This window comes from Salmonella sp. SAL-020 (genome assembly GCF_017372215.1).
In the GTDB taxonomy this organism is placed as follows: Bacteria; Pseudomonadota; Gammaproteobacteria; order Enterobacterales; family Enterobacteriaceae; genus Salmonella; species Salmonella enterica.
In genome coordinates this window covers 1,689,874-1,712,403 of record NZ_CP071690.1, presented here as the reverse complement: position 1 = coordinate 1,712,403, position 22,530 = coordinate 1,689,874, and the positions used below count along the sequence as shown (strand labels likewise).

Below are 22,530 nucleotides of genomic sequence, written 5' to 3'. Positions count from 1 at the left end.
CAGGCTTTCAGGCACGCTACCGCCCCTGGCTTCTTAGCTACCAATACACTGATTATTCTAAATTTTCGCATTCCCCTCAGATTTTATCCTCGTTCAGATAAAAATCTTCAGCGAAATAAAGGTTACGTATTAATAGTTTTCTCGATGTCGTGACAGGATATTTAAGAGCGCTATCTTAATCCTGCAAGAATTGTTGCAGCTAACCTAATGACAGGCAAGGTAACAAACCCGCCATTCTATATTTTTAAGATTAATATTAAATGAATTAACAGATGATTTTAGGATTTTATTGATGTTGACAATATTTATTTACTCCACTCCACCTGCGATATTTCCTAAATATATTCTTGACATTATTTAATTTCTGACAGAAACATTACGGCTATTTTAAAGTTATTTTATAGCCGAGTAACAAAGATAAATTGCGCTGCGGCATTGCATTTTTCCGCCGTATTATCCATGATCGAATTGTGACAATTATCATATTACAGAAGGTATTGCTCTTACTATGGAATGGATTGCCGATCCGTCAATCTGGGCCGGACTGGTAACGTTAATCGTTATCGAACTTGTTCTCGGCATTGATAACCTGGTCTTTATTGCCATCCTCGCTGAAAAACTACCGCCGGGGCAGCGCGACCGCGCGCGCATTACCGGCCTGATACTGGCGATGATCATGCGCCTGCTGCTGCTGGCGTCAATCTCGTGGCTGGTCACCTTGACTAAGCCGCTTTTTAGCGTACAGGCGTTAAGCTTTAGCGCCCGCGATCTGATTATGCTGTTCGGCGGCTTCTTCCTGCTCTTTAAAGCCACCATGGAGCTCAACGAACGGCTGGAAGGGAAAGATAGCGCCAACCCTACCCAGCGTAAGGGGGCGAAATTCTGGGCGGTGGTCGCGCAAATCGTGGTGCTGGACGCTATCTTTTCTCTCGACTCCGTGATTACCGCCGTGGGGATGGTCGATCACCTGGCGGTCATGATGGCGGCCGTGATAATCGCCATTAGCCTGATGCTGCTCGCCAGCAAGTCACTGACCCGATTTGTGAACAACCATCCCACCATTGTCATTTTGTGTCTTAGCTTCCTGCTAATGATCGGCTTTAGCCTGGTGGCGGAAGGGTTTGGTTTCCACATTCCGAAAGGGTATCTGTACGCGGCTATCGGCTTCTCGGTGATGATCGAGGCGCTCAACCAACTGGCTATTTTTAACCGCCGCCGTTTTCTTTCCGCTAACCATACGCTGCGCCAGCGCACAACGGAGGCCGTGATGCGGCTGATTAGCGGTAAAAAAGAGGATGCCGAACTGGATGCGGAAACCGCCGCGATGCTGGCAGACCATGACGACAGCCAGATTTTTAATCCGCAGGAGCGCAGGATGATTAAGCGGGTGCTGAATCTCAACCAGCGCACCGTAAGTAGCATCATGACGTCGCGTCACGATATCGAGCATATCGATCTCAACGCGCCGGAAGCGGAAATCCGCGCTCTGCTGGAAAAGAACCAGCATACGCGTCTGGTCGTGACGGGTGAGAATGAACAGGAAGATTTACTCGGCGTCGTCCACGTCATCGATCTGTTGCAACAATCGCTGCGCGGCGAACCGCTCAACCTGCGGGCGCTGATTCGCCAACCGCTGGTTTTCCCGGAAACATTGCCGCTGCTGCCTGCGCTGGAGCAGTTCCGTAACGCCAGAACCCATTTTGCCTTTGTCGTAGATGAGTTTGGCTCGGTTGAAGGCATTGTGACATTAAGCGATGTCATGGAGACTATCGCCGGTAATTTGCCGAATGAAGTCGAGGAAATTGACGCCCGCCACGATATTCAGAAGAACCCGGACGGTTCCTGGACAGCAAACGGCCATATGCCGCTGGAGGATTTGGTGCAGTACGTGCCGCTACCGCTGGATGAAAAACGGGAATACCATACGATTGCCGGATTATTGATGGAATATTTGCAGCGCATACCGCAAACCGGTGAAGAGGTTCAGGTGGGTGATTATTTGCTGAAAACATTGCAGGTAGAAAGCCATCGAGTGCAGAAAGTGCAGTTAATTCCGCTGCATAACGGCGAGCCAGACCAGGAGATGTAACGCCTGTTCACCTGCCCCGGCCTGCTTACCAGGCAGGCCGGAGGCGCGTTAGCCTTGCCATCCGGCTCTGCCCTTTGGCCAAAAACTACAGCTTATCCAGCAGTTTCTTCACATCTTTACCATTGCGGGTATCTTTATTGCGCTCCGCCCAGTCGTTGAGCCGACGCTTCGCCTCATCCTGTAAATGCTTACGCAATAACTGATCCACTTGCAGGGTATAGTTCAGCTCCTGCCACTTGCCATAGACGCGCAGCGGCACCGGCGTCTCTTTCAGGAAGGTGATCAGGTTGCTATCGCCGTTCCAGCCGCCCAGCACACGCAGATTAAATTGCGTATCACAGCTCTGCTTAACCAGGTCCAGCGTTCCGCTGCCGGTTAACGCCAGCATAGAAGATTGCCCGACCATGTCGTCGAGCGTCAGCGTGCCCTTATTTAGCGTCAGATCGGTCGTGAAGCGATCCAGTCGGGTCGCGTTGTCCATATTTTCCTGCGACTGCTGCGCGTCGCCGCCGCTTCGCTCTACGGCCTGCTGCACCAGTTGCTGGAAATTCATTCCTTCGAGGCGCGTATTGCTCATGTCAACATGCGCTTTTCCTTTCCAGCTGTGGCGAAATGCCTCCGCGTCAATATCCGCCCCGGAGAAATCGCCAACCAGCGACATCTTACCGGTCAGGCTAATCGGATAATTGAAGGCTTTCAGGATAGTCCCAATCTCAACATGGTTGAGGCGAGGGTGGAACTCGATGCGTGGACTGGCGGTGCGGGCGTCAAGCGTGCCGGGCAGCGACATCTCTCCGTCGGCCAGTTTCCCCTGCAACTCGGTAATATCCAGCAATCCGGCCTGATTAGACATCTTCGTCGAAACCTGGGTAAAGTCCATTCCCCGCCAGCGAACTGAATCCGCCTGTAAAGCAATCTCCGCCGTAAAGCTTTGCAGCCCCTGATAAGGCGGCGCACCAACACGCGACGCGATAACTGGCCTGGTCAGGGGGAGCGTATTTTGCCCCTGCGACACCGCGCCGCCCGTCTGAGCCACGGCGCTATGATGCGGCAACAGGTTGTCCAGATTAAGCTTGCTGGACTGGAGGTCAATTTGCCATTCCGGCTGCTCCGCCAGCGTTACCTGAACGTGTCCGGTCAGAGAACTGTCATTCGCCGTTAAATTTAAGTGGTTAAATGAAAGACGTTTTTGCGCCTCCTGCCACTGCGCCTGCAGCTGTCCCTGCCCCTCAATCCCCTGCGCCGGTAAATCCGCGCCCTGCAATTGCCAGCGCAGTTGCTCAATACCCGCGGTTAAGTTATGCGGATAATCGGAAGCATCCACCGTTCCGCTGAACGATAAAGCAAGATCCCGCTGATCGCGGTTCACGCGTCCCGAAAAATCAAACGTGCCGCGATGCTCGGCATCTTGTTCCATATTCAGACGAATATCGCGCACCGTGACCTGATCATCATTTTCATGCTGGAAAACCAGCACGCTGTCGGCAACGCGCAGGCTACGAATATCAAACGACCAGCCGCGATCTTCCGCTACGTCCGGCAAGGTATTATCTTTCGGCGCGACCGGCGCATCATCACTGCGTACCGCTTCCGTTTGCGGCGTCAGTTGAATCACCCCGCCTTTCAGCATCACCTGCTTAACATGAAGCTGATGACTCAACAGCGGCCATAAAGCGACATCCAGGCGCATATTGTCAGCCCGCACCAGCGGTTCGCTGGCGCCTCGCGCCGTTAGCGTCATTCGCCCGGAAAGGATGCTGAGTTGCGGCCATACGTGCCAGCGCAGCGGCCCGTCCAGTTGCAACTGGTATTCACTACGCGCGGCAACCTGCTGCACCATATAGGCGCGGAAATCATTCGGATTGACCAACAATACCAACGCAGAGAATCCGGCCACCAGCACGACCAGGAGAATCATCAGCGTCGTCAGAAATCGTCTCATGCTACCCTCAATGGACCGGCAGTATTGCGCCGAATGGCTCAGTCTTTATCAATCCGGCTGGCGACAGCGCCCTGCTGATCGCGATATTTGGCATCCTGACGGCGGTTATAAGGCCGCGCCGCCGGGCCGGACAGCGGCTCAAAGCTCAGCGCGCCGATGAGCATACCCGGACGCAACGCCAGCGGCAGCTTCCCGGAGTTGTAAAACTCAAGCACAATGCAGCCCGACCAGCCGGGATCGATACGGTGCGCCGTCACATGCACCATCAATCCCAGACGCGCCAGCGAGGAGCGACCATCCAGCCAGCCCACTAAATCCGGCGGCAGGGTAACGGATTCAAAGGTGACAGCCAGCGCCAACTCGCCCGGATGCAGATAAAATGCCTCGCCGTCCGGCAAAACGATTTCATCGCTCATCACGCGATCCAGCGCCGCGCTGACCTCGTCTTTCGGCCCGCTCAGATCGATAAACGCCGCCGTATGGCCACGGAAGGTTCGAAATTTATTGCCAAGACGTACATCGACCGTCGCGCCGTTAATGCGCTCTACGGGAGGTCGCGGGGTGATAGACAAACGGCCTTCATCCAGCCAGGCTTCAATATCTCGGTCGCATAAACGCATGGCACTTTCTCCTTTCGCGCATCAAGCCCTTAAATCAAGCACATCAAGGGCTAACCAGGTTATCACTGAACGGTACACAATTCGCCAGATTTATTCAAAGAACTGGCTGATTTTCGCTTTCAGAATATCAATAGCGATGCGGTTTTTACCGCCGCGCGGCACGATAATATCCGCATATTGTTTGGAAGGCTCAATAAATTGCAGGAACATCGGACGCACCGTTTTCTGATATTGCGCCATCACCGAATCCATTGAGCGACCACGCTCGTTCACATCGCGTTTGATACGGCGCATCAAACAGATATCCAGCGGCGTATCGACAAAAATAGAGAAGTTCATCTCTTCACGCAAACGCGCGTCGGTCAGTAACAGAATACCTTCAAGAATAATCACTTTCTTCGGTTCTACGCGAACCGTTTCCTGCATACGGGTATGCTCAACATAACTGTATACCGGTAATTCAATCGCCGAACCGCGCTTGAGCGCCTGAAGATGCTGAAATAGCAGGCTGTGATCCATCGCATTCGGATGGTCATAGTTAGTTTTTACGCGTTCTTCCATCGACAGATGGCTTTGATCTTTGTAATAACTGTCTTCGGGAATAACGCCAATATGTTCGTCACCCACTTGTTCACGCAATTCGCGGTAAAGGGTACTGGCAATAAGACTCTTGCCGGAAGCCGATGCGCCAGCGATACCGATAATGACGCACTGATGAGACTGATCAGTCATAAATTTAGCGACCTGATTAACCTGGATGTAAGGAAGGGGGGCGCCGAAACGCCAAACGCGGCAATTATAGGGATTTCAGCAGCGCGATACCAGTCCGGCGCTATGCCACGGTGAATTTGTTGGCGGCGTATTCGACGTCGCGACGTAAAAGCGTTCAGTTTTAACGCGGACAGCGGATTTATCGCCCCGTCTGGAGGAGGAATACGCCGGGAGCCACAATTTATATTCAGCCAGCGTATAAATCATTACGCGTTTATACTAGCATAATCACAGAGTAAACTGACGCGTCCGGTATTCCGCGACGTTACCGGCGATTCGGATAGAGTGGTAATGAGTAAACCATCCCAACATGTTTTCGTTACCGTCCCCCACCCGCTATTGCGTCTGGTCAGTTTAGGCCTGGTCGCGTTTGTCTTTACGCTCTTTTCGCTCGTATTATCGCGTGTCGGCACCCAACTCGCGCCGCTGTGGTTCCCCACCTCCATTATGATGGTCGCGTTTTACCGCCATGCGGGCCGTCTGTGGCCAGGGATCGCGGTCGCCTGCTCGCTCGGCAGCATCGGAGCCTCACTGACTTTATTTCCTGCCGCCTCGCTTAACTTTAGCTGGACGGCAATAAATATTATCGAGGCGGCCACTGGCGCGATACTGCTGCGAAAACTGCTCCCCAGCTACAATCCCTTACAAAATTTGAATGACTGGTTTCGTCTGGCTATCGGCAGCGCCGTGATTCCGCCGCTACTCGGCGGCCTGTTATTTTGGCTGATAGCGCCGGAAGCGGTCGCCTCGAAAGCGTTTCTGATTTGGGTATTATCGGAAGCCATCGGCGCGCTGACGCTGGTGCCGTTAGGTTTACTGTTTAAACCACACTATCTATTGCGTCATCGCGACCCGCATCTGTTGCTGGAAACGCTGTTGACGCTGGTCATTACGCTGGCGCTAAGCTGGCTCGCTATGCGCTATATTCCGTGGCCGTTTACGTGCGTTATCGTCCTGTTGATGTGGAGTGCGGTGCGCCTGCCGCGAATGGAGGCGTTTTTAATTTTTTTAGCTACCGTTATCGTGGTCTCGCTCATGCTGGCCAATGACCCCACGCTGCTCGCCACGCCGAAAACCGACGTGATGGTCAATATGCCGTGGCTGCCTTTTTTAATGATCCTGCTGCCTGCCAATATGATGACGATGGTGATGTACGCGTTTCGCACGGAGCGCAAACATATCACCGAGAGCGAATCCCGCTTTCGCAACGCGATGGAGTATTCCGCCATTGGTATGGCGCTGGTCGGTACGGAGGGTCAGTGGCTACAGGTCAATAAATCTCTGAGCCATTTTCTTGGCTATAGCCAGGATGAATTACGCACGATGACATTTCAGCAATTGACCTGGCCGGAAGACCTGAATAATGACCTTGAACAGCTAAACATGCTGGTGCGCGGCGACATCAATAGCTATTCCATGGAAAAACGCTACTACACCCGCAACGGCGATGTCGTCTGGGCGCTACTGGCCGTCTCGCTGGTTCGTCATAAAGACAATAAACCTCTCTATTTTATTGCTCAGATTGAAGATATTAACGATCTCAAGCAAAGCGAGCAGGAAAACCAGCGGTTGATGGAACGTATTACACAAGCGAACGACGCGCTGTTTCAGGAAAAAGAACGGTTGCACATCACGCTTGACTCTATCGGAGAAGCGGTGGTGTGTATTGATGTCGCGATGAATATCACCTTTATGAACCCGATCGCCGAGAAGATGAGCGGCTGGCGGCAAGAGGATGCTTTAGGCGCGCCATTATTAACGGTTCTGCGCATTACGTCAGGTGATAAGGGGCCGCTGCTGGAGGATATTTATCGCGCCGACAGGTCGCGATCGGACATGGAACAGGAGATAGTGCTCCATTGTCATAACGGCGGCAGCTACGATATTCATTACAGTATCACGCCGCTCAGTACGCTTGACGGCGATAAGATTGGTTCGGTTCTGGTTATCCAGGACGTTACCGAATCACGAAAAATGTTACGCCAGCTCAGCTACAGCGCAACGCATGACGCCCTCACCCATCTTGCCAACCGCGCTAGTTTTGAAAAACAGCTTCAACAGCGCCTGCAAACAATACAGGAATCGCCTCAACATCATGCGCTGGTGTTTATCGATCTGGACCGTTTTAAAGCGGTTAACGACAGCGCGGGACATGCCGCCGGCGATGCCTTATTGCGCGAACTCGCGTCACTGATGCTCAGTATGCTTCGATCCGGCGATCTTCTGGCCCGTCTGGGTGGCGATGAGTTTGGCCTGTTGCTGCCGGATTGTAATAGTGACAGCGCACGCTTTATCGTGACGCGGCTTATCAACGCCGTTAATGAGTATCACTTTATGTGGGAAGGACGCCTGCATCGGATCGGCGCCAGCGCCGGGATCACAATGATAAATGAACATAACTGCCAGCTCACAGAGGTCGTGTCTCAGGCCGATATAGCCTGCTACGCCGCGAAAAATAGCGGTCGCGGCCGTCTGACCGTGTACGAACCGCAGCACGCATTAACCTCCTCAAAGGGAATGATGCCGCTGGAAGAACAGTGGCATATGATTAAAAATAACCACCTGCTGATGCTTGCCAGAAACGTCGCGCCGCCGCGTACGCCGGAGGCCACCAGCTTTTGGCTGGTCTCACTCAGGCTGTGGACCAGCGAAGGGGAAGTGTTGGAAGAGCGCGCGTTCCGGGCAGGGTTAGCCGACTCCGCGCTGCATCACGCGCTTGACCGACGGGTATTCCATGAGTTTTTCCACCATGCGGCGACCGCCGTCGCCAGCAAGGGATTAAGCGTTGCGCTGCCGCTGTCCGCCGCGGGATTATACAGCGCGACCCTTATTGATGAGCTGCTGGAACAACTGGAGCATAGCCCACTGCCGCCACGGTTATTACATCTGATTATCCCGGCTGACGTTATCGTTAAGCAGGCGCAGACCGCCGCTGCGACTCTGCGAAAACTGCGGCAACGCGGCTGCCAGGTGATTCTCAGCCATGTCGGGCGCGATTTACAGCTGTTTAATTTACTGCCCCCGCATATCGTCGATTATTTACTGCTGGATAGCGACCTTATCGCCAACGTTCATGAAAGTTTAATGGATGAAATGCTGACCTCGATCATCCAGGGACACGCCCAGCATCTGGACATCAAAACGCTCGCCGGGCCGGTACAAAACCCACAGGTGCTGGATACGCTCTCCTGTATTGGCGTGGATCTGATTTATGGCGACACTATCGCCGAAGCGCAACCGCTGGATTTATTACTGAATACCAGCTATTTCGCTATCCATTGACGGTTGCCAGCCGTGGGTATACCAGATATGCAGTAGCGCGTAGGAACGCCACGGTTTCCAGCGCTCCGCGTAGCGACGGATCTGCGCGGGCGTCATCCCGGCGAAGCGCTGCTTAATTAAGTAATCATCGGGTAAAAAGATATCTTTTGCCTGCCAACCGCGCAGGGCGAAATAGTTCGCCGTCCAGCGGCCAATTCCCGGAAACGTTTGTAAATTTTTAACGCTCTGCTCAATATCCGGCGGCGCGGCGAGCGCCAGTTTTCCCGCCAGCGTCGCCTGCGCCAGATGAATCAGCGCTTCGGCGCGCCGCAGCGGCATCCCCAGAGCTTTCAGCGCCAGCGGATCGGCCAACGCCAGCGTTTCCGGACCGGGAAAACAGACATAATCGGGCGCATCCGGCAACGCCTCGCCATAGCGGCGCGCCACTTTCGCCGTCAACCTTGCCGCCATCGCGACACTCACCAGTTGCCCCAGTATCGCCCGCACGCCTTGTTCAAACGTATCAACCGATCCCGGTAAACGCAGCCCCGGTCTGTCCTCGCCCAGTGGCCCCAGCACGGCGGCAACCTGCGCGGGCTGGCAGTCAAGATCAAACAGACGCGAAACCTTCGCCAGACACGCCGGCGCGACGGGAAGTAATCCGGCGCTCACGCTGACCTGCACAGTGTGGGTGGGCAGATGGGGGCTCACGCTGATCAGTCCGCGATGCTCGCCCACCACCAGGCTGCGCGCATAAAAGCCCTCGCCTACCGTTTCCACGCCGTCCACCGCACGCGCGGCAAGAAAGCCCAACATCCACGACCAGTCGTAAGGCGGCTGCCAGCTCAGGGTAAACATACTTTTCTCCTTTATTTGACCTTTCAGCATAAACGCTAATCGCACGTAACGCCTTGCTTTCATATTCCAGTTGTCGCCGCGACGACATTTCGCTAAAGTCACGCCCCTTCTTCACTGGCATGGGGATTTTAAGGTGTTTATCGGATTTGATTACGGTACGGCAAACTGCTCGGTCGCCATTATGCGCGACGGGCATCCACAGTTGCTGACAATGGAGAATAACAGCGCATTACTGCCGTCTATGCTGTGCGCGCCGACGCGCGAAGCGGTGAGCGAGTGGCTGTATCGCCATCATGATGTGCCGGCAACGGACGAAGAAACCCAGGCGCTGCTACGCCGCGCGATACGCTACAACCGCGAGGAAGATATTGAGGTTGGCGCGCAAAGCGTACAGTTTGGTCTGGCGTCGCTGGCGCACTATATTGACGATCCCCAGGAGGTCTGGTTTGTCAAATCGCCGAAATCCTTTTTAGGCGCCAGCGGCCTGAAACCGCAGCAGGTCGCGCTGTTTGAAGATTTAGTCTGCGCCATGATGGTACATATTCGTCATACGGCGCACAGCCAATTGCCGGAGGCCATTACCCAGGCGGTGATCGGTCGCCCGATCAACTTTCAGGGACTCGGCGGCGATGACGCGAACCGCCAGGCGCAGGGTATTCTGGAGCGGGCGGCAAAACGCGCCGGTTTTCAGGAGGTGGTATTCCAGTATGAACCGGTTGCGGCGGGCCTGGACTACGAAGCTACGCTGCGGGAAGAGAAGCGTGTGCTGGTCGTGGATATTGGCGGCGGTACCACCGACTGTTCCATGCTGCTGATGGGGCCGCAGTGGCGTCAGCGCGCCGATCGTGAAAACAGCCTGTTGGGGCACAGCGGTTGCCGCGTGGGCGGAAACGATCTGGATATCGCGCTGGCCTTTAAAAATCTGATGCCTTTGCTGGGCATGGGCGGCGAAACCGAAAAAGGCATCGCCCTACCGGTGCTGCCGTGGTGGAACGCCGTGGCGATTAACGACGTCCCGGCGCAAAGCGATTTTTACAGTAGCGCGAATGGTCGTCTGTTGAACGATTTGGTTCGCAACGCGCGTGAAGCAGACAAGGTCGCGTTGCTGCTCAAGGTCTGGCGTCAGCGGCTTAGTTACCGCCTGGTACGCTGCGCGGAAGAGAGCAAAATCGCCCTTTCCGGCCAGGCGGATGTTACGGCGAGGCTGCCATTTATCAGCGACGACCTTGCGGTCGCTATCAGCCAGCAAGGACTGGAAGCGGCGCTGGATCAACCGCTGGCGCGTATTCTGGAACAGGTGCAACTGGCGCTGGACAGCGCGCAGGAAAAACCGGATGTCATCTATCTGACCGGCGGCAGCGCCCGTTCGCCATTGATTAAAAAAGCGCTTTCCGAACAGTTACCGGGCATACCCGTCGCTGGCGGCGATGATTTCGGCTCCGTCACCGCAGGACTGGCTCGCTGGGCAGAGGTCGTTTTCCGCTAAGCGCCTCGCAAGCCCAGCGCTGATGGATTGACATTATTCTTGATGTGGCTTAACGTCAGGAGTGAGGGTTAGGGAGGATTCCTCCTCCCCCTGGTGTCTTAGTAAGCCTGGAAGCTAATCACTAAGAGTATCACCAGTATGATGACTACCTTCATCATAACCCTTTCCTTATTTTGGCCCCTTCCTCGGGAGGGGCTTTCCCGTTTCAGCGTCCTGCTGAAATCGGTGGCTTACCTTCATTGCCGTGCCGCCACTTTACCGCACTCCGGCGCGTTAACGATTTTCACCGATGAGAGTTGCGTAGCGCCTCGCAAAGCGAGTCGCCATTCAGAATAATCCCGACCGTGTTCCATAATTCCTCCATTTTTCTCCCTTCCCTGCTGACTACAATAGAGGAAGCAACATTCCGCAAAACGTTTCAGGATGAGAAACTTATACCGATGAAAGGCAGTAATACTTTCCGCTGGGCAATAGCGATTGGGGTTGTAGTGGCCGCCGCCGCATTCTGGTTCTGGCATAGCCGTAGCGAAAGCCCGACCGCCGCGCCGGGCGTCGCCGCGCAAGCGCCGCATACCGCCGCCGCAGGTCGCCGCGGTATGCGCGACGGCCCTCTGGCGCCGGTACAGGCCGCGACCGCGACCACGCAGGCCGTACCGCGCTATCTGAGCGGGCTGGGTACCGTGACCGCCGCGAATACCGTTACGGTGCGTAGCCGCGTGGATGGTCAACTCATCTCCCTGCACTTTCAGGAAGGTCAGCAGGTCAACGCAGGCGATCTGCTGGCGCAAATCGATCCCAGCCAGTTTAAGGTCGCCCTGGCGCAGGCTCAGGGACAGTTGGCGAAAGATAACGCTACGCTGGCGAATGCGCGTCGTGATCTGGCGCGCTATCAGCAACTGGCAAAAACCAATCTGGTTTCCCGTCAGGAACTGGATGCGCAACAGGCGCTGGTCAACGAAACCCAGGGAACCATTAAAGCGGATGAAGCCAATGTCGCCAGCGCGCAGTTACAGCTCGACTGGAGTCGTATCACGGCCCCGGTCTCGGGACGCGTGGGTCTGAAACAGGTGGATGTCGGCAACCAGATTTCCAGCAGCGATACCGCAGGTATTGTCGTCATTACGCAAACGCACCCGATTGATCTCATTTTTACTCTGCCGGAAAGCGATATCGCGACCGTGGTTCAGGCGCAGAAAGCGGGGAAAACGCTGGTCGTAGAAGCCTGGGATCGGACTAACTCGCACAAATTGAGCGAAGGTGTGTTGCTCAGTCTGGACAACCAGATTGATCCCACAACGGGAACGATCAAAATTAAAGCGCGCTTTACCAATCAGGACGATACGCTGTTCCCCAATCAATTTGTGAACGCCCGGATGCTGGTCGATACCGAACAAAATGCCGTTGTGGTGCCTGCCGCGGCGGTGCAAATGGGCAATGAGGGCCACTTTGTGTGGGTGCTGAACGACGAAAATAACGTCAGCAAGAAGCGGGTAAAAATCGGTATTCAGGATAACCGAAACGTGGTGATCAGCGCTGGCTTGTCGGCAGGCGATCGCGTCGTTACCGATGGTATTGATCGGCTGACGGAAGGCGCAAAAGTCGAGGTCGTTGAGCCGCAAACCACCGTGGCGGATGAAAAATCCCCTTCCCGCCATGAAGGTCAAAAAGGAGCGCGCGCCTGATGCAGGTATTACCTCCGGGCAGCACGGGCGGCCCCTCGCGTCTGTTTATTCTGCGCCCCGTGGCCACCACTCTGCTGATGGCGGCGATTTTACTCGCCGGGATTATCGGCTATCGCTTCCTGCCCGTCGCCGCTTTGCCGGAGGTCGACTACCCCACTATTCAGGTTGTTACGCTCTACCCTGGCGCCAGCCCGGATGTCATGACCTCCGCCGTCACCGCGCCGCTTGAGCGCCAGTTCGGCCAGATGTCAGGACTGAAGCAGATGTCGTCGCAAAGCTCCGGCGGCGCGTCGGTGGTAACGCTACAGTTTCAGTTGACGCTGCCGCTGGACGTTGCCGAGCAGGAAGTACAGGCGGCGATTAACGCAGCCACCAATTTATTGCCTTCCGACCTGCCGAATCCGCCGATTTATAGCAAAGTCAATCCGGCGGACCCGCCGATTATGACGCTTGCCGTCACCTCAAACGCGATGCCAATGACTCAGGTAGAGGACATGGTAGAAACCCGCGTGGCGCAGAAGATCTCGCAGGTCTCCGGCGTCGGACTGGTGACGCTTGCCGGCGGGCAGCGCCCTGCAGTACGCGTAAAACTGAATGCTCAGGCTATCGCCGCGCTCGGTCTGACCAGCGAAACGGTCCGTACCGCAATTACCGGCGCCAACGTCAACTCGGCGAAAGGCAGTCTGGATGGCCCCGAGCGGGCGGTGACGCTTTCTGCTAACGATCAGATGCAGTCTGCCGACGAATACCGCAAGCTTATCATCGCGTATCAAAACGGCGCGCCGGTACGGTTGGGCGATGTCGCCACCGTCGAACAGGGGGCGGAAAATAGCTGGCTCGGCGCATGGGCGAATCAAGCGCCGGCTATCGTGATGAACGTTCAACGCCAGCCCGGCGCCAATATCATTGCGACAGCGGACAGCATTCGCCAGATGCTGCCCCAGCTTACCGAAAGCCTGCCGAAATCGGTGAAGGTCACGGTCCTGTCCGATCGCACCACCAATATTCGCGCTTCCGTGCGCGATACCCAGTTTGAACTGATGCTGGCGATCGCGCTGGTCGTCATGATTATCTATCTGTTTTTACGTAATATTCCCGCCACAATTATTCCCGGCGTCGCCGTACCGCTGTCGCTTATCGGCACCTTTGCGGTGATGGTGTTTTTGGATTTTTCCATTAATAACCTGACGCTGATGGCGCTCACTATCGCCACGGGTTTCGTGGTGGACGATGCGATTGTGGTGATCGAGAACATCTCGCGCTACATCGAAAAAGGAGAAAAACCGCTGGCGGCGGCGCTCAAAGGCGCGGGCGAAATCGGCTTTACCATTATTTCCCTCACCTTTTCACTGATTGCGGTGCTGATCCCGTTGCTCTTTATGGGCGATATTGTTGGTCGACTGTTCCGCGAATTTGCGGTGACGTTGGCGGTAGCGATTTTAATCTCCGCCGTCGTCTCTTTGACGCTCACGCCCATGATGTGCGCGCGTATGCTCAGCCAGCAGTCTCTGCGTAAACAAAACCGCTTTTCCCGCGCCTGCGAGCGGATGTTTGACCGCGTGATCGCCAGCTACGGACGCGGATTAGCGAAAGTGCTCAACCATCCGTGGCTTACATTGAGCGTGGCATTCGCCACGCTCCTGCTCAGCGTTATGCTGTGGATAGTCATTCCGAAAGGGTTCTTTCCGGTACAGGATAACGGCATTATCCAGGGGACGCTGCAGGCGCCGCAATCGTCATCGTATGCCAGTATGGCGCAACGTCAACGCCAGGTGGCGGAGCGGATATTACAGGACCCGGCGGTGCAAAGCCTGACGACTTTTGTTGGCGTAGACGGCGCTAACCCCACGCTCAATAGCGCGCGCCTGCAAATTAACCTCAAGCCGCTGGATGCGCGTGATGACCGCGTGCAGCAGGTGATCTCCCGGCTGCAAACCGCCGTGGCGACGATTCCCGGCGTGGCGCTGTATCTCCAGCCGACGCAGGATTTAACCATCGACACGCAGGTCAGCCGCACGCAGTATCAGTTTACCCTGCAGGCCACGACGCTCGATGCGCTCAGCCACTGGGTGCCAAAACTGCAGAACGCGCTACAGTCGTTACCACAGCTCTCTGAGGTAAGCAGTGACTGGCAAGATCGAGGATTAGCGGCCTGGGTGAATGTCGACCGCGACAGCGCCAGCCGTCTGGGTATCAGCATGGCGGATGTGGATAACGCGCTCTACAACGCGTTCGGACAACGCCTGATTTCAACGATTTATACCCAGGCGAACCAGTACCGCGTCGTGCTGGAACATAATACCGCCAGCACGCCGGGCCTGGCGGCGCTGGAGACGATTCGCCTGACGAGCCGCGACGGCGGCACCGTACCGCTCAGCGCGATTGCCCGCATTGAGCAGCGCTTCGCTCCGCTCTCCATCAATCATTTAGATCAGTTCCCGGTTACGACATTTTCGTTTAACGTGCCGGAGGGCTATTCGCTCGGCGATGCGGTGCAGGCGATTCTCGATACGGAAAAAACGCTCGCCCTGCCAGCAGATATTACAACGCAGTTTCAGGGTAGTACGCTCGCCTTCCAGGCGGCGCTAGGCAGCACCGTCTGGCTTATTGTCGCCGCCGTGGTGGCGATGTATATCGTGCTCGGCGTGCTGTATGAGAGTTTTATCCATCCGATCACGATTCTCTCAACGCTGCCGACGGCGGGCGTCGGCGCGCTGCTGGCGCTGATCATCGCTGGTAGCGAGCTCGATATTATCGCCATTATCGGCATTATTTTGCTGATCGGTATCGTGAAGAAAAACGCCATCATGATGATTGACTTCGCCCTCGCCGCTGAACGCGAACAGGGGATGAGTCCGCGCGACGCTATCTTCCAGGCCTGTCTGCTGCGTTTTCGACCGATTCTGATGACCACGCTGGCGGCGTTGCTCGGGGCATTGCCATTAATGTTGAGTACCGGCGTTGGCGCGGAATTACGTCGCCCGTTGGGGATCGCGATGGTGGGCGGCCTACTGGTCAGCCAGGTATTAACTCTGTTTACCACACCGGTGATTTATCTCCTGTTTGACCGCCTGTCGCTGTACGTGAAAAGTCGCTTTCCGCGCCATAAAGAGGAGGCGTAGATGCGCTTTTTCGCCCTTTTCATCTACCGCCCGGTCGCCACCATTTTGATTGCCGCCGCCATTACGCTGTGCGGCATTCTGGGCTTTCGTCTGCTGCCGGTCGCCCCGCTGCCGCAGGTCGATTTCCCGGTGATTATGGTTAGCGCCTCGCTGCCGGGCGCCTCGCCGGAAACCATGGCTTCGTCGGTGGCGACGCCGTTGGAACGTTCTTTGGGACGCATTGCAGGCGTCAATGAAATGACCTCCAGCAGCTCGCTCGGCAGTACACGCATTATTCTCGAATTTAATTTCGATCGTGATATTAACGGCGCGGCGCGCGACGTGCAGGCCGCCATTAACGCCGCGCAAAGCTTGTTGCCAGGCGGAATGCCCAGCCGCCCGACTTATCGCAAGGCCAACCCGTCCGACGCGCCGATTATGATTTTAACGCTTACCTCGGAGAGCTGGTCACAGGGCAAACTGTATGATTTCGCCTCTACCCAACTGGCGCAAACCATCGCGCAAATTGACGGCGTCGGCGATGTTGACGTCGGCGGCAGCTCCCTGCCCGCAGTACGTGTAGGCTTAAACCCGCAGGCGCTCTTTAACCAGGGCGTCTCGCTGGATGAGGTCCGCGAAGCGATCGACAGCGCCAACGTACGCCGACCACAAGGCGCAATTGAAGATAGCGTCCACCGCTGGCAAATCCAGACCAACGACGAACTGAAAACCGCCGCCGAATATCAGCCGCTGATTATTCACTATAACAACGGCGCGGCGGTACGCCTGGGCGACGTCGCCAGCGTCACTGACTCGGTGCAGGATGTCCGTAACGCCGGGATGACGAACGCTAAACCCGCTATTTTGTTGATGATCCGCAAGCTGCCGGAGGCCAACATTATTCAGACGGTCGACGGCATCCGGGCAAAACTGCCGGAACTGCGGGCAATGATCCCCGCCGCTATCGATTTACAAATCGCCCAGGATCGTTCGCCGACGATTCGCGCATCGCTGCAAGAGGTAGAAGAGACACTGGCTATCTCTGTTGCGCTGGTGATCCTGGTGGTGTTTTTATTCCTGCGTTCCGGGCGCGCCACGCTAATCCCCGCCGTCGCCGTTCCCGTTTCGCTCATCGGCACCTTCGCCGCCATGTATCTGTGCGGCTTCAGCCTCAACAATCTGTCGCTGATGGCGCTGACTATCGCGACCGGATTTGTCGTTGATGATGCCATTGTGGTGCTGGAAAATATCGCCCGCCATCTGGAGGCGGGAATGAAACCTTTGCAGGCGGCATTACAGGGTACGCGGGAAGTCGGGTTTACGGTCATCTCCATGAGTCTGTCGCTGGTGGCGGTATTTCTGCCGCTGCTGTTAATGGGCGGCCTGCCAGGACGATTATTACGGGAATTCGCCGTTACCCTCTCGGTGGCGATTGGCATTTCGCTGGTGGTCTCGCTCACACTGACGCCGATGATGTGCGGCTGGATGCTTAAATCAAGCAAACCGCGCACCCAACCGCGTAAACGGGGCGTTGGCCGTTTGCTGGTCGCCTTGCAACAGGGTTACGGCACGTCGTTAAAATGGGTGCTTAACCATACGCGTCTTGTCGGGGTGGTTTTTCTTGGCACCGTTGCGCTGAACATCTGGCTTTATATCGCCATCCCTAAAACATTCTTTCCGGAGCAGGACACCGGCGTGTTGATGGGCGGTATTCAGGCTGACCAAAGCATCTCTTTCCAGGCCATGCGCGGCAAGCTGCAGGATTTTATGAAAATTATTCGCGACGATCCGGCGGTGAATAATGTCACTGGTTTTACCGGCGGATCGAGGGTGAATAGCGGCATGATGTTTATTACGCTGAAGCCGCGTGGCGAACGCAAAGAGACGGCGCAGCAAATCATTGATCGACTGCGGGTCAAACTGGCAAAAGAACCTGGCGCCAGGCTGTTTCTGATGGCGGTACAGGATATTCGCGTCGGCGGGCGGCAGGCTAACGCCAGTTACCAATATACGTTGCTGTCTGACTCTCTGGCGGCGCTGCGCGAATGGGAGCCGAAAATACGCAAAGCGCTCTCGGCCCTGCCGCAACTGGCGGACGTAAACTCCGACCAGCAGGATAACGGCGCGGAGATGAACCTTATCTACGACCGCGACACCATGTCACGGCTGGGTATTGATGTTCAGGCCGCAAACAGTCTGTTAAATAATGCTTTCGGCCAGCGGCAAATTTCCACCATTTATCAGCCGATGAACCAGTATAAAGTGGTGATGGAAGTCGATCCGCGCTATAGCCAGGATATCAGCGCGCTGGAGAAAATGTTCGTTATCAACCGTGACGGAAAAGCGATTCCCCTCTCTTATTTCGCCCAATGGCGGCCCGCCAATGCGCCGCTGTCGGTGAACCATCAGGGACTTTCCGCGGCGTCCACGATTGCCTTTAACCTGCCGACCGGCACATCGTTATCGCAGGCGACAGAGGCCATTAATCGCACCATGACGCAGCTTGGCGTCCCCTCGACGGTACGCGGCAGTTTTTCCGGAACGGCGCAAGTCTTCCAGCAGACCATGAATTCACAGCTTATTTTGATAGTGGCGGCGATCGCTACCGTCTACATTGTGCTGGGGATACTGTACGAAAGCTACGTCCATCCGCTGACCATTCTCTCTACTCTACCATCGGCGGGCGTTGGGGCGCTTCTGGCGCTGGAACTCTTCAATGCCCCTTTCAGCCTAATCGCCCTGATAGGGATCATGCTATTAATTGGCATTGTGAAGAAAAACGCCATTATGATGGTCGATTTTGCGCTTGAAGCGCAACGAAGCGGCGGCCTGACGCCGGCACAAGCCATTTTCCAGGCCTGCTTGTTACGCTTCCGTCCAATAATGATGACCACGCTGGCGGCGCTGTTCGGCGCACTGCCATTGGTGTTATCTGGCGGAGACGGTTCGGAATTACGGCAGCCGTTGGGGATAACCATTGTCGGCGGTTTGGTCATGAGCCAGCTCCTGACGCTCTATACCACGCCGGTGGTGTACCTCTTTTTCGATCGTCTGCGGCTGCGTTTTTCGCGTAAAAATAGCAAACCGGTAGTAGAAATATGACAGAACTTCCTGACAATACCCGCTGGCAACTCTGGATTGTGGCATTCGGCTTTTTTATGCAGTCGCTGGATACCACCATCGTCAACACTGCGCTGCCCTCCATGGCGAAAAGCCTGGGGGAAAGCCCGCTGCATATGCACATGGTAGTGGTGTCATATGTTCTTACCGTCGCCGTAATGCTCCCCGCCAGCGGCTGGCTGGCAGATAAAATCGGCGTGCGTAATATCTTCTTTGCCGCCATTGTGCTGTTCACGCTGGGTTCGCTGTTTTGCGCCCTTTCCGGCACGCTTAATCAACTGGTATTAGCGCGGGTTTTACAAGGCGTAGGCGGCGCGATGATGGTGCCGGTCGGACGCCTGACGGTCATGAAAATCGTGCCGCGCGCGCAATATATGGCGGCGATGACCTTCGTCACCCTACCGGGACAGATCGGGCCGTTACTCGGCCCCGCGCTGGGCGGGGTGCTGGTGGAATATGCTTCATGGCACTGGATCTTTCTGATCAATATCCCGGTGGGAATCGTCGGCGCTATGGCAACCTTTATGCTGATGCCAAACTACACCATAGAGACCCGGCGCTTTGATCTGCCGGGGTTCCTGCTGTTAGCTATCGGCATGGCGGTACTCACGCTGGCGCTGGATGGTAGTAAAAGCATGGGGATTTCGCCCTGGACATTAGCCGGACTTGCTGCGGGCGGCGCGGCAGCCATTCTGCTCTATCTCTTCCATGCCAAAAAAAACTCAGGCGCGTTATTCAGCCTGCGATTGTTCCGCACGCCCACGTTTTCACTGGGGTTGCTGGGCAGTTTTGCCGGGCGTATCGGCAGCGGTATGCTGCCGTTTATGACGCCGGTCTTTTTACAAATTGGTCTTGGTTTTTCACCGTTTCATGCCGGTTTGATGATGATCCCCATGGTGCTAGGCAGCATGGGAATGAAGCGGATTGTGGTGCAGATAGTTAACCGTTTTGGCTATCGTCGGGTTCTGGTGGCGACTACGCTCGGACTGGCATTGGTTAGCCTGTTGTTTATGTCGGTCGCGCTGCTCGGCTGGTATTATCTCCTGCCGCTGGTACTGCTTTTGCAGGGAATGGTGAACTCGGCGCGCTTTTCTTCCATGAATACCTTAACGCTAAAAGACCTTCCCGATACGCTGGCCAGCAGCGGCAATAGCTTATTATCGATGATTATGCAGCTCTCGATGAGTATCGGCGTCACTATTGCCGGAATGCTGCTGGGTATGTTTGGCCAACAGCATATCGGGATAGACAGTAGCGCCACACATCACGTCTTTATGTACACCTGGTTATGTATGGCGGTTATTATCGCGCTACCGGCGATAATTTTTGCCCGCGTGCCGAACGATACACAGCAAAACATGGTCATTTCACGGCGTAAAAGGAGCCTGTAATGAAAGTCTGGCGGCCCGGAATCACCGGCAAGCTGTTTCTGGCGATTTTCGCCACCTGCATCGTGCTGCTGATCAGTATGCATTGGGCCGTGCGCGTCAGTTTTGAACGCGGATTTATTGACTATATCAAACACGGCAACGAGCAGCGGCTACAAATGCTGGGCGATGCGCTGGGCGACCAGTACCAGCAACACGGCAACTGGCGTTTTTTACGCAACAACGATCGCTTCGTTTTCCAGATTTTGCGTTCATTTGAGCATGACAACGACCGGGATAAACCCGGCCCCGGTATGCCGCCGCACGGTTGGCGCACCCAATTCTGGGTCGTCGATCAAAATGGCCGGGTGCTGGTCGGCCCACGCGGTCCGGTGCCGCATGACGGTACTCGCCGCCCCATTCTGGTCAATGGCGCCGAAGTCGGCGCGATTATCGCCTCTCCTGTCGAGCGGCTGACGCGCAATACGGATATTAATTTTGATATGCAGCAGCGGCGCGCCAGTTGGATGATCGTGGCGTTATCAACGTTGCTGGCCGCGCTGGCGACGTTTTTGCTGGCGCGTGGCCTGCTCGCCCCGGTCAAACGGTTGGTCGAGGGTACGCACAGACTGGCGGCGGGGGATTTTACCACGCGCGTGACCCCAACCAGCGCCGATGAGCTGGGAAAACTGGCGCAGGACTTTAACCAGCTTGCCAGTACGCTGGAAAAAAACCAGCAGATGCGCCGCGACTTTATGGCGGATATTTCCCACGAACTGCGCACGCCGCTGGCGGTATTGCGCGGCGAACTGGAAGCCATTCAGGATGGCGTTCGCCAGTTCACGCCAGAATCGGTTACCTCGCTACAGGCGGAAGTCGGTACGCTTACCAAACTGGTTGACGACCTGCATCAGCTGTCGTTGTCTGACGAGGGCGCGCTGGCTTACCAAAAAACGACCGTCGATCTTGTTCCCCTGTTGGAAGTCGCTGGCGGCGCGTTCAGAGAGCGCTTTACCAGCCGGGGGCTAACGCTACATTACGCGTTGCCGGATAGTATGACCGTCTTCGGCGACCCGGATCGCCTGATGCAACTGTTTAATAATCTACTGGAAAACAGTCTGCGCTACACCGACAGCGGCGGCGGCCTGCATATTTCCGCCGAACAACGCGACAAATCATTATTCCTGACCTTTGCCGATTCTGCACCGGGCGTCAGCGATGAACAGTTACAAAAGCTTTTTGACCGTTTTTACCGCACGGAAGTGTCCCGTAACCGCGCCAGCGGCGGTTCTGGACTGGGGCTGGCAATATGCGTCAATATTGTACACGCGCATAACGGTCATCTTCACGCCGCTCATTCGCCTTTTGGCGGGGTTAGCATTACAGTAGAGTTACCGCTGGATCGCGATTTACAGAGAGAAGTATGACTGAATTACCCATTGATGAAAACACGCCGCGCATTTTGATTGTTGAAGATGAACCCAAGCTGGGTCAGCTGCTTATTGACTACTTACGCGCGGCGAGTTACGCCCCCACGCTCATCAATCACGGCGACAAGGTACTGCCGTATGTGCGTCAAACGCCGCCGGATCTGATTCTGCTGGATCTGATGCTGCCGGGTACCGATGGTCTGACGCTATGCCGGGAGATTCGCCGTTTTTCCGACATCCCCATTGTGATGGTCACAGCCAAAATTGAAGAGATCGACCGGCTGCTGGGGCTGGAAATCGGCGCCGATGATTATATCTGTAAGCCTTACAGCCCGCGCGAAGTCGTGGCCCGCGTGAAAACCATTTTGCGCCGCTGTAAACCGCAGCGCGAACTCCAGCAGCAGGATGCCGAAAGCCCGTTAATGATTGATGAAAGCCGCTTTCAGGCCTCCTGGTGTGGTAAAGCGCTGGATTTAACCCCCGCTGAATTCCGCCTGCTAAAAACCTTATCGCTTGAACCGGGTAAAGTTTTTTCCCGCGAGCAGTTGTTAAACCACCTCTACGACGACTACCGTGTGGTGACCGATCGTACTATCGACAGCCACATTAAAAACTTGCGCCGTAAACTGGAATCGCTGGATGCCGAACAGTCATTTATACGCGCGGTCTACGGGGTGGGATATCGCTGGGAAGCGGATGCGTGTCGCCTGGTATAATGATTATTGGCATAACAATAACAAGGTCGTAAGACGATATTTTCCGCCAACGCTATTCTGGCGGAATTAACACACAGTCCTCTTTCC

At 55.5% G+C, this 22,530-nt stretch carries 14 protein-coding genes; 9 read left to right on the top strand and 5 right to left on the bottom strand.

The features are described from left to right. Positions 1-508: 508 nt before the first annotated feature. Complete coding sequence (locus J1G48_RS08025; protein WP_000454721.1) at positions 509-2,089, top strand: TerC family protein; 1,581 nt, start codon at positions 509-511, stop codon at positions 2,087-2,089. Between the two features lie 85 nt (positions 2,090-2,174). Here J1G48_RS08025 and asmA read toward each other — a convergent pair whose 3' ends face one another. From asmA to udk, 3 genes are all read right to left on the bottom strand, one after another. Continuing rightward, a complete protein-coding gene (gene asmA, locus J1G48_RS08020; RefSeq protein ID WP_001252257.1) occupies positions 2,175-4,031 on the bottom strand; it encodes an outer membrane assembly protein AsmA in 1,857 nt (618 codons plus the stop codon). 38 nt (positions 4,032-4,069) lie between these two features. Then, the gene (gene dcd, locus J1G48_RS08015) at positions 4,070-4,651 is read right to left on the bottom strand and encodes a dCTP deaminase (protein ID WP_001234783.1); all 582 of its coding nucleotides are present in this window, start codon (positions 4,649-4,651) and stop codon (positions 4,070-4,072) included. 90 nt (positions 4,652-4,741) lie between these two features. Continuing rightward, the gene (gene udk / locus J1G48_RS08010) at positions 4,742-5,383 is read right to left on the bottom strand and encodes a uridine kinase (protein WP_000132082.1); all 642 of its coding nucleotides are present in this window, start codon (positions 5,381-5,383) and stop codon (positions 4,742-4,744) included. A 330-nt stretch (positions 5,384-5,713) separates the two neighbouring features. Here udk and J1G48_RS08005 point away from each other — a divergent pair, with 330 nt between their 5' ends. Next, positions 5,714-8,704 (top strand): MASE1 domain-containing protein, encoded by a 2,991-nt coding sequence (locus J1G48_RS08005; RefSeq protein ID WP_000042939.1) that lies wholly within the window; start codon positions 5,714-5,716, stop codon positions 8,702-8,704. On the opposite strand, the gene alkA is transcribed toward J1G48_RS08005, so the two are convergent. Next, positions 8,672-9,541, bottom strand: coding sequence for a DNA-3-methyladenine glycosylase 2 (gene alkA, locus J1G48_RS08000; protein WP_000494704.1), 870 nt, complete (start codon positions 9,539-9,541; stop codon positions 8,672-8,674). The genes J1G48_RS08005 and alkA overlap by 33 nt on opposite strands. 133 nt (positions 9,542-9,674) lie before the next feature. Between alkA and yegD the strand changes: the two genes are divergently transcribed. Then, positions 9,675-11,027 (top strand): molecular chaperone, encoded by a 1,353-nt coding sequence (gene yegD, locus J1G48_RS07995; RefSeq protein WP_000469628.1) that lies wholly within the window; start codon positions 9,675-9,677, stop codon positions 11,025-11,027. Between the two features lie 98 nt (positions 11,028-11,125). On the opposite strand, the gene ibsA is transcribed toward yegD, so the two are convergent. Next, entirely contained in the window at positions 11,126-11,185 is a 60-nt protein-coding gene (gene ibsA, locus J1G48_RS07990) for a type I toxin-antitoxin system Ibs family toxin (RefSeq protein WP_001805500.1), read from the bottom strand. 282 nt (positions 11,186-11,467) lie between these two features. Here ibsA and mdtA point away from each other — a divergent pair, with 282 nt between their 5' ends. From mdtA to baeR, 6 genes are read left to right on the top strand one after another with little or no spacing between them, the layout of a single operon-like run. Further along, on the top strand, positions 11,468-12,709 hold the full coding sequence (mdtA, locus tag J1G48_RS07985) for a multidrug efflux RND transporter subunit MdtA (protein ID WP_000678819.1): 1,242 nt from the start codon (positions 11,468-11,470) through the stop codon (positions 12,707-12,709). After that, positions 12,709-15,831: a multidrug efflux RND transporter permease subunit MdtB gene (mdtB, locus tag J1G48_RS07980; protein WP_001197783.1), complete on the top strand. Its 3,123-nt coding sequence runs from the start codon at positions 12,709-12,711 to the stop codon at positions 15,829-15,831. Before mdtA ends, mdtB begins: the two co-directional genes overlap by 1 nt. Beyond that, on the top strand, positions 15,832-18,912 hold the full coding sequence (gene mdtC / locus J1G48_RS07975) for a multidrug efflux RND transporter permease subunit MdtC (RefSeq protein WP_001210076.1): 3,081 nt from the start codon (positions 15,832-15,834) through the stop codon (positions 18,910-18,912). Further along, entirely contained in the window at positions 18,909-20,321 is a 1,413-nt protein-coding gene (locus J1G48_RS07970) for an MFS transporter (protein WP_000137818.1), read from the top strand. The genes mdtC and J1G48_RS07970 overlap by 4 nt, the downstream gene beginning before the upstream one ends. After that, on the top strand, positions 20,321-21,724 hold the full coding sequence (gene baeS, locus J1G48_RS07965; protein ID WP_000870073.1) for a two-component system sensor histidine kinase BaeS: 1,404 nt from the start codon (positions 20,321-20,323) through the stop codon (positions 21,722-21,724). The genes J1G48_RS07970 and baeS overlap by 1 nt, the downstream gene beginning before the upstream one ends. Beyond that, positions 21,721-22,443, top strand: a complete 723-nt coding sequence (baeR, locus tag J1G48_RS07960) for a two-component system response regulator BaeR (RefSeq protein ID WP_000137854.1) — start codon at positions 21,721-21,723, stop codon at positions 22,441-22,443. The genes baeS and baeR overlap by 4 nt, the downstream gene beginning before the upstream one ends. The last annotated feature ends 87 nt before the right edge of the window (positions 22,444-22,530 follow it).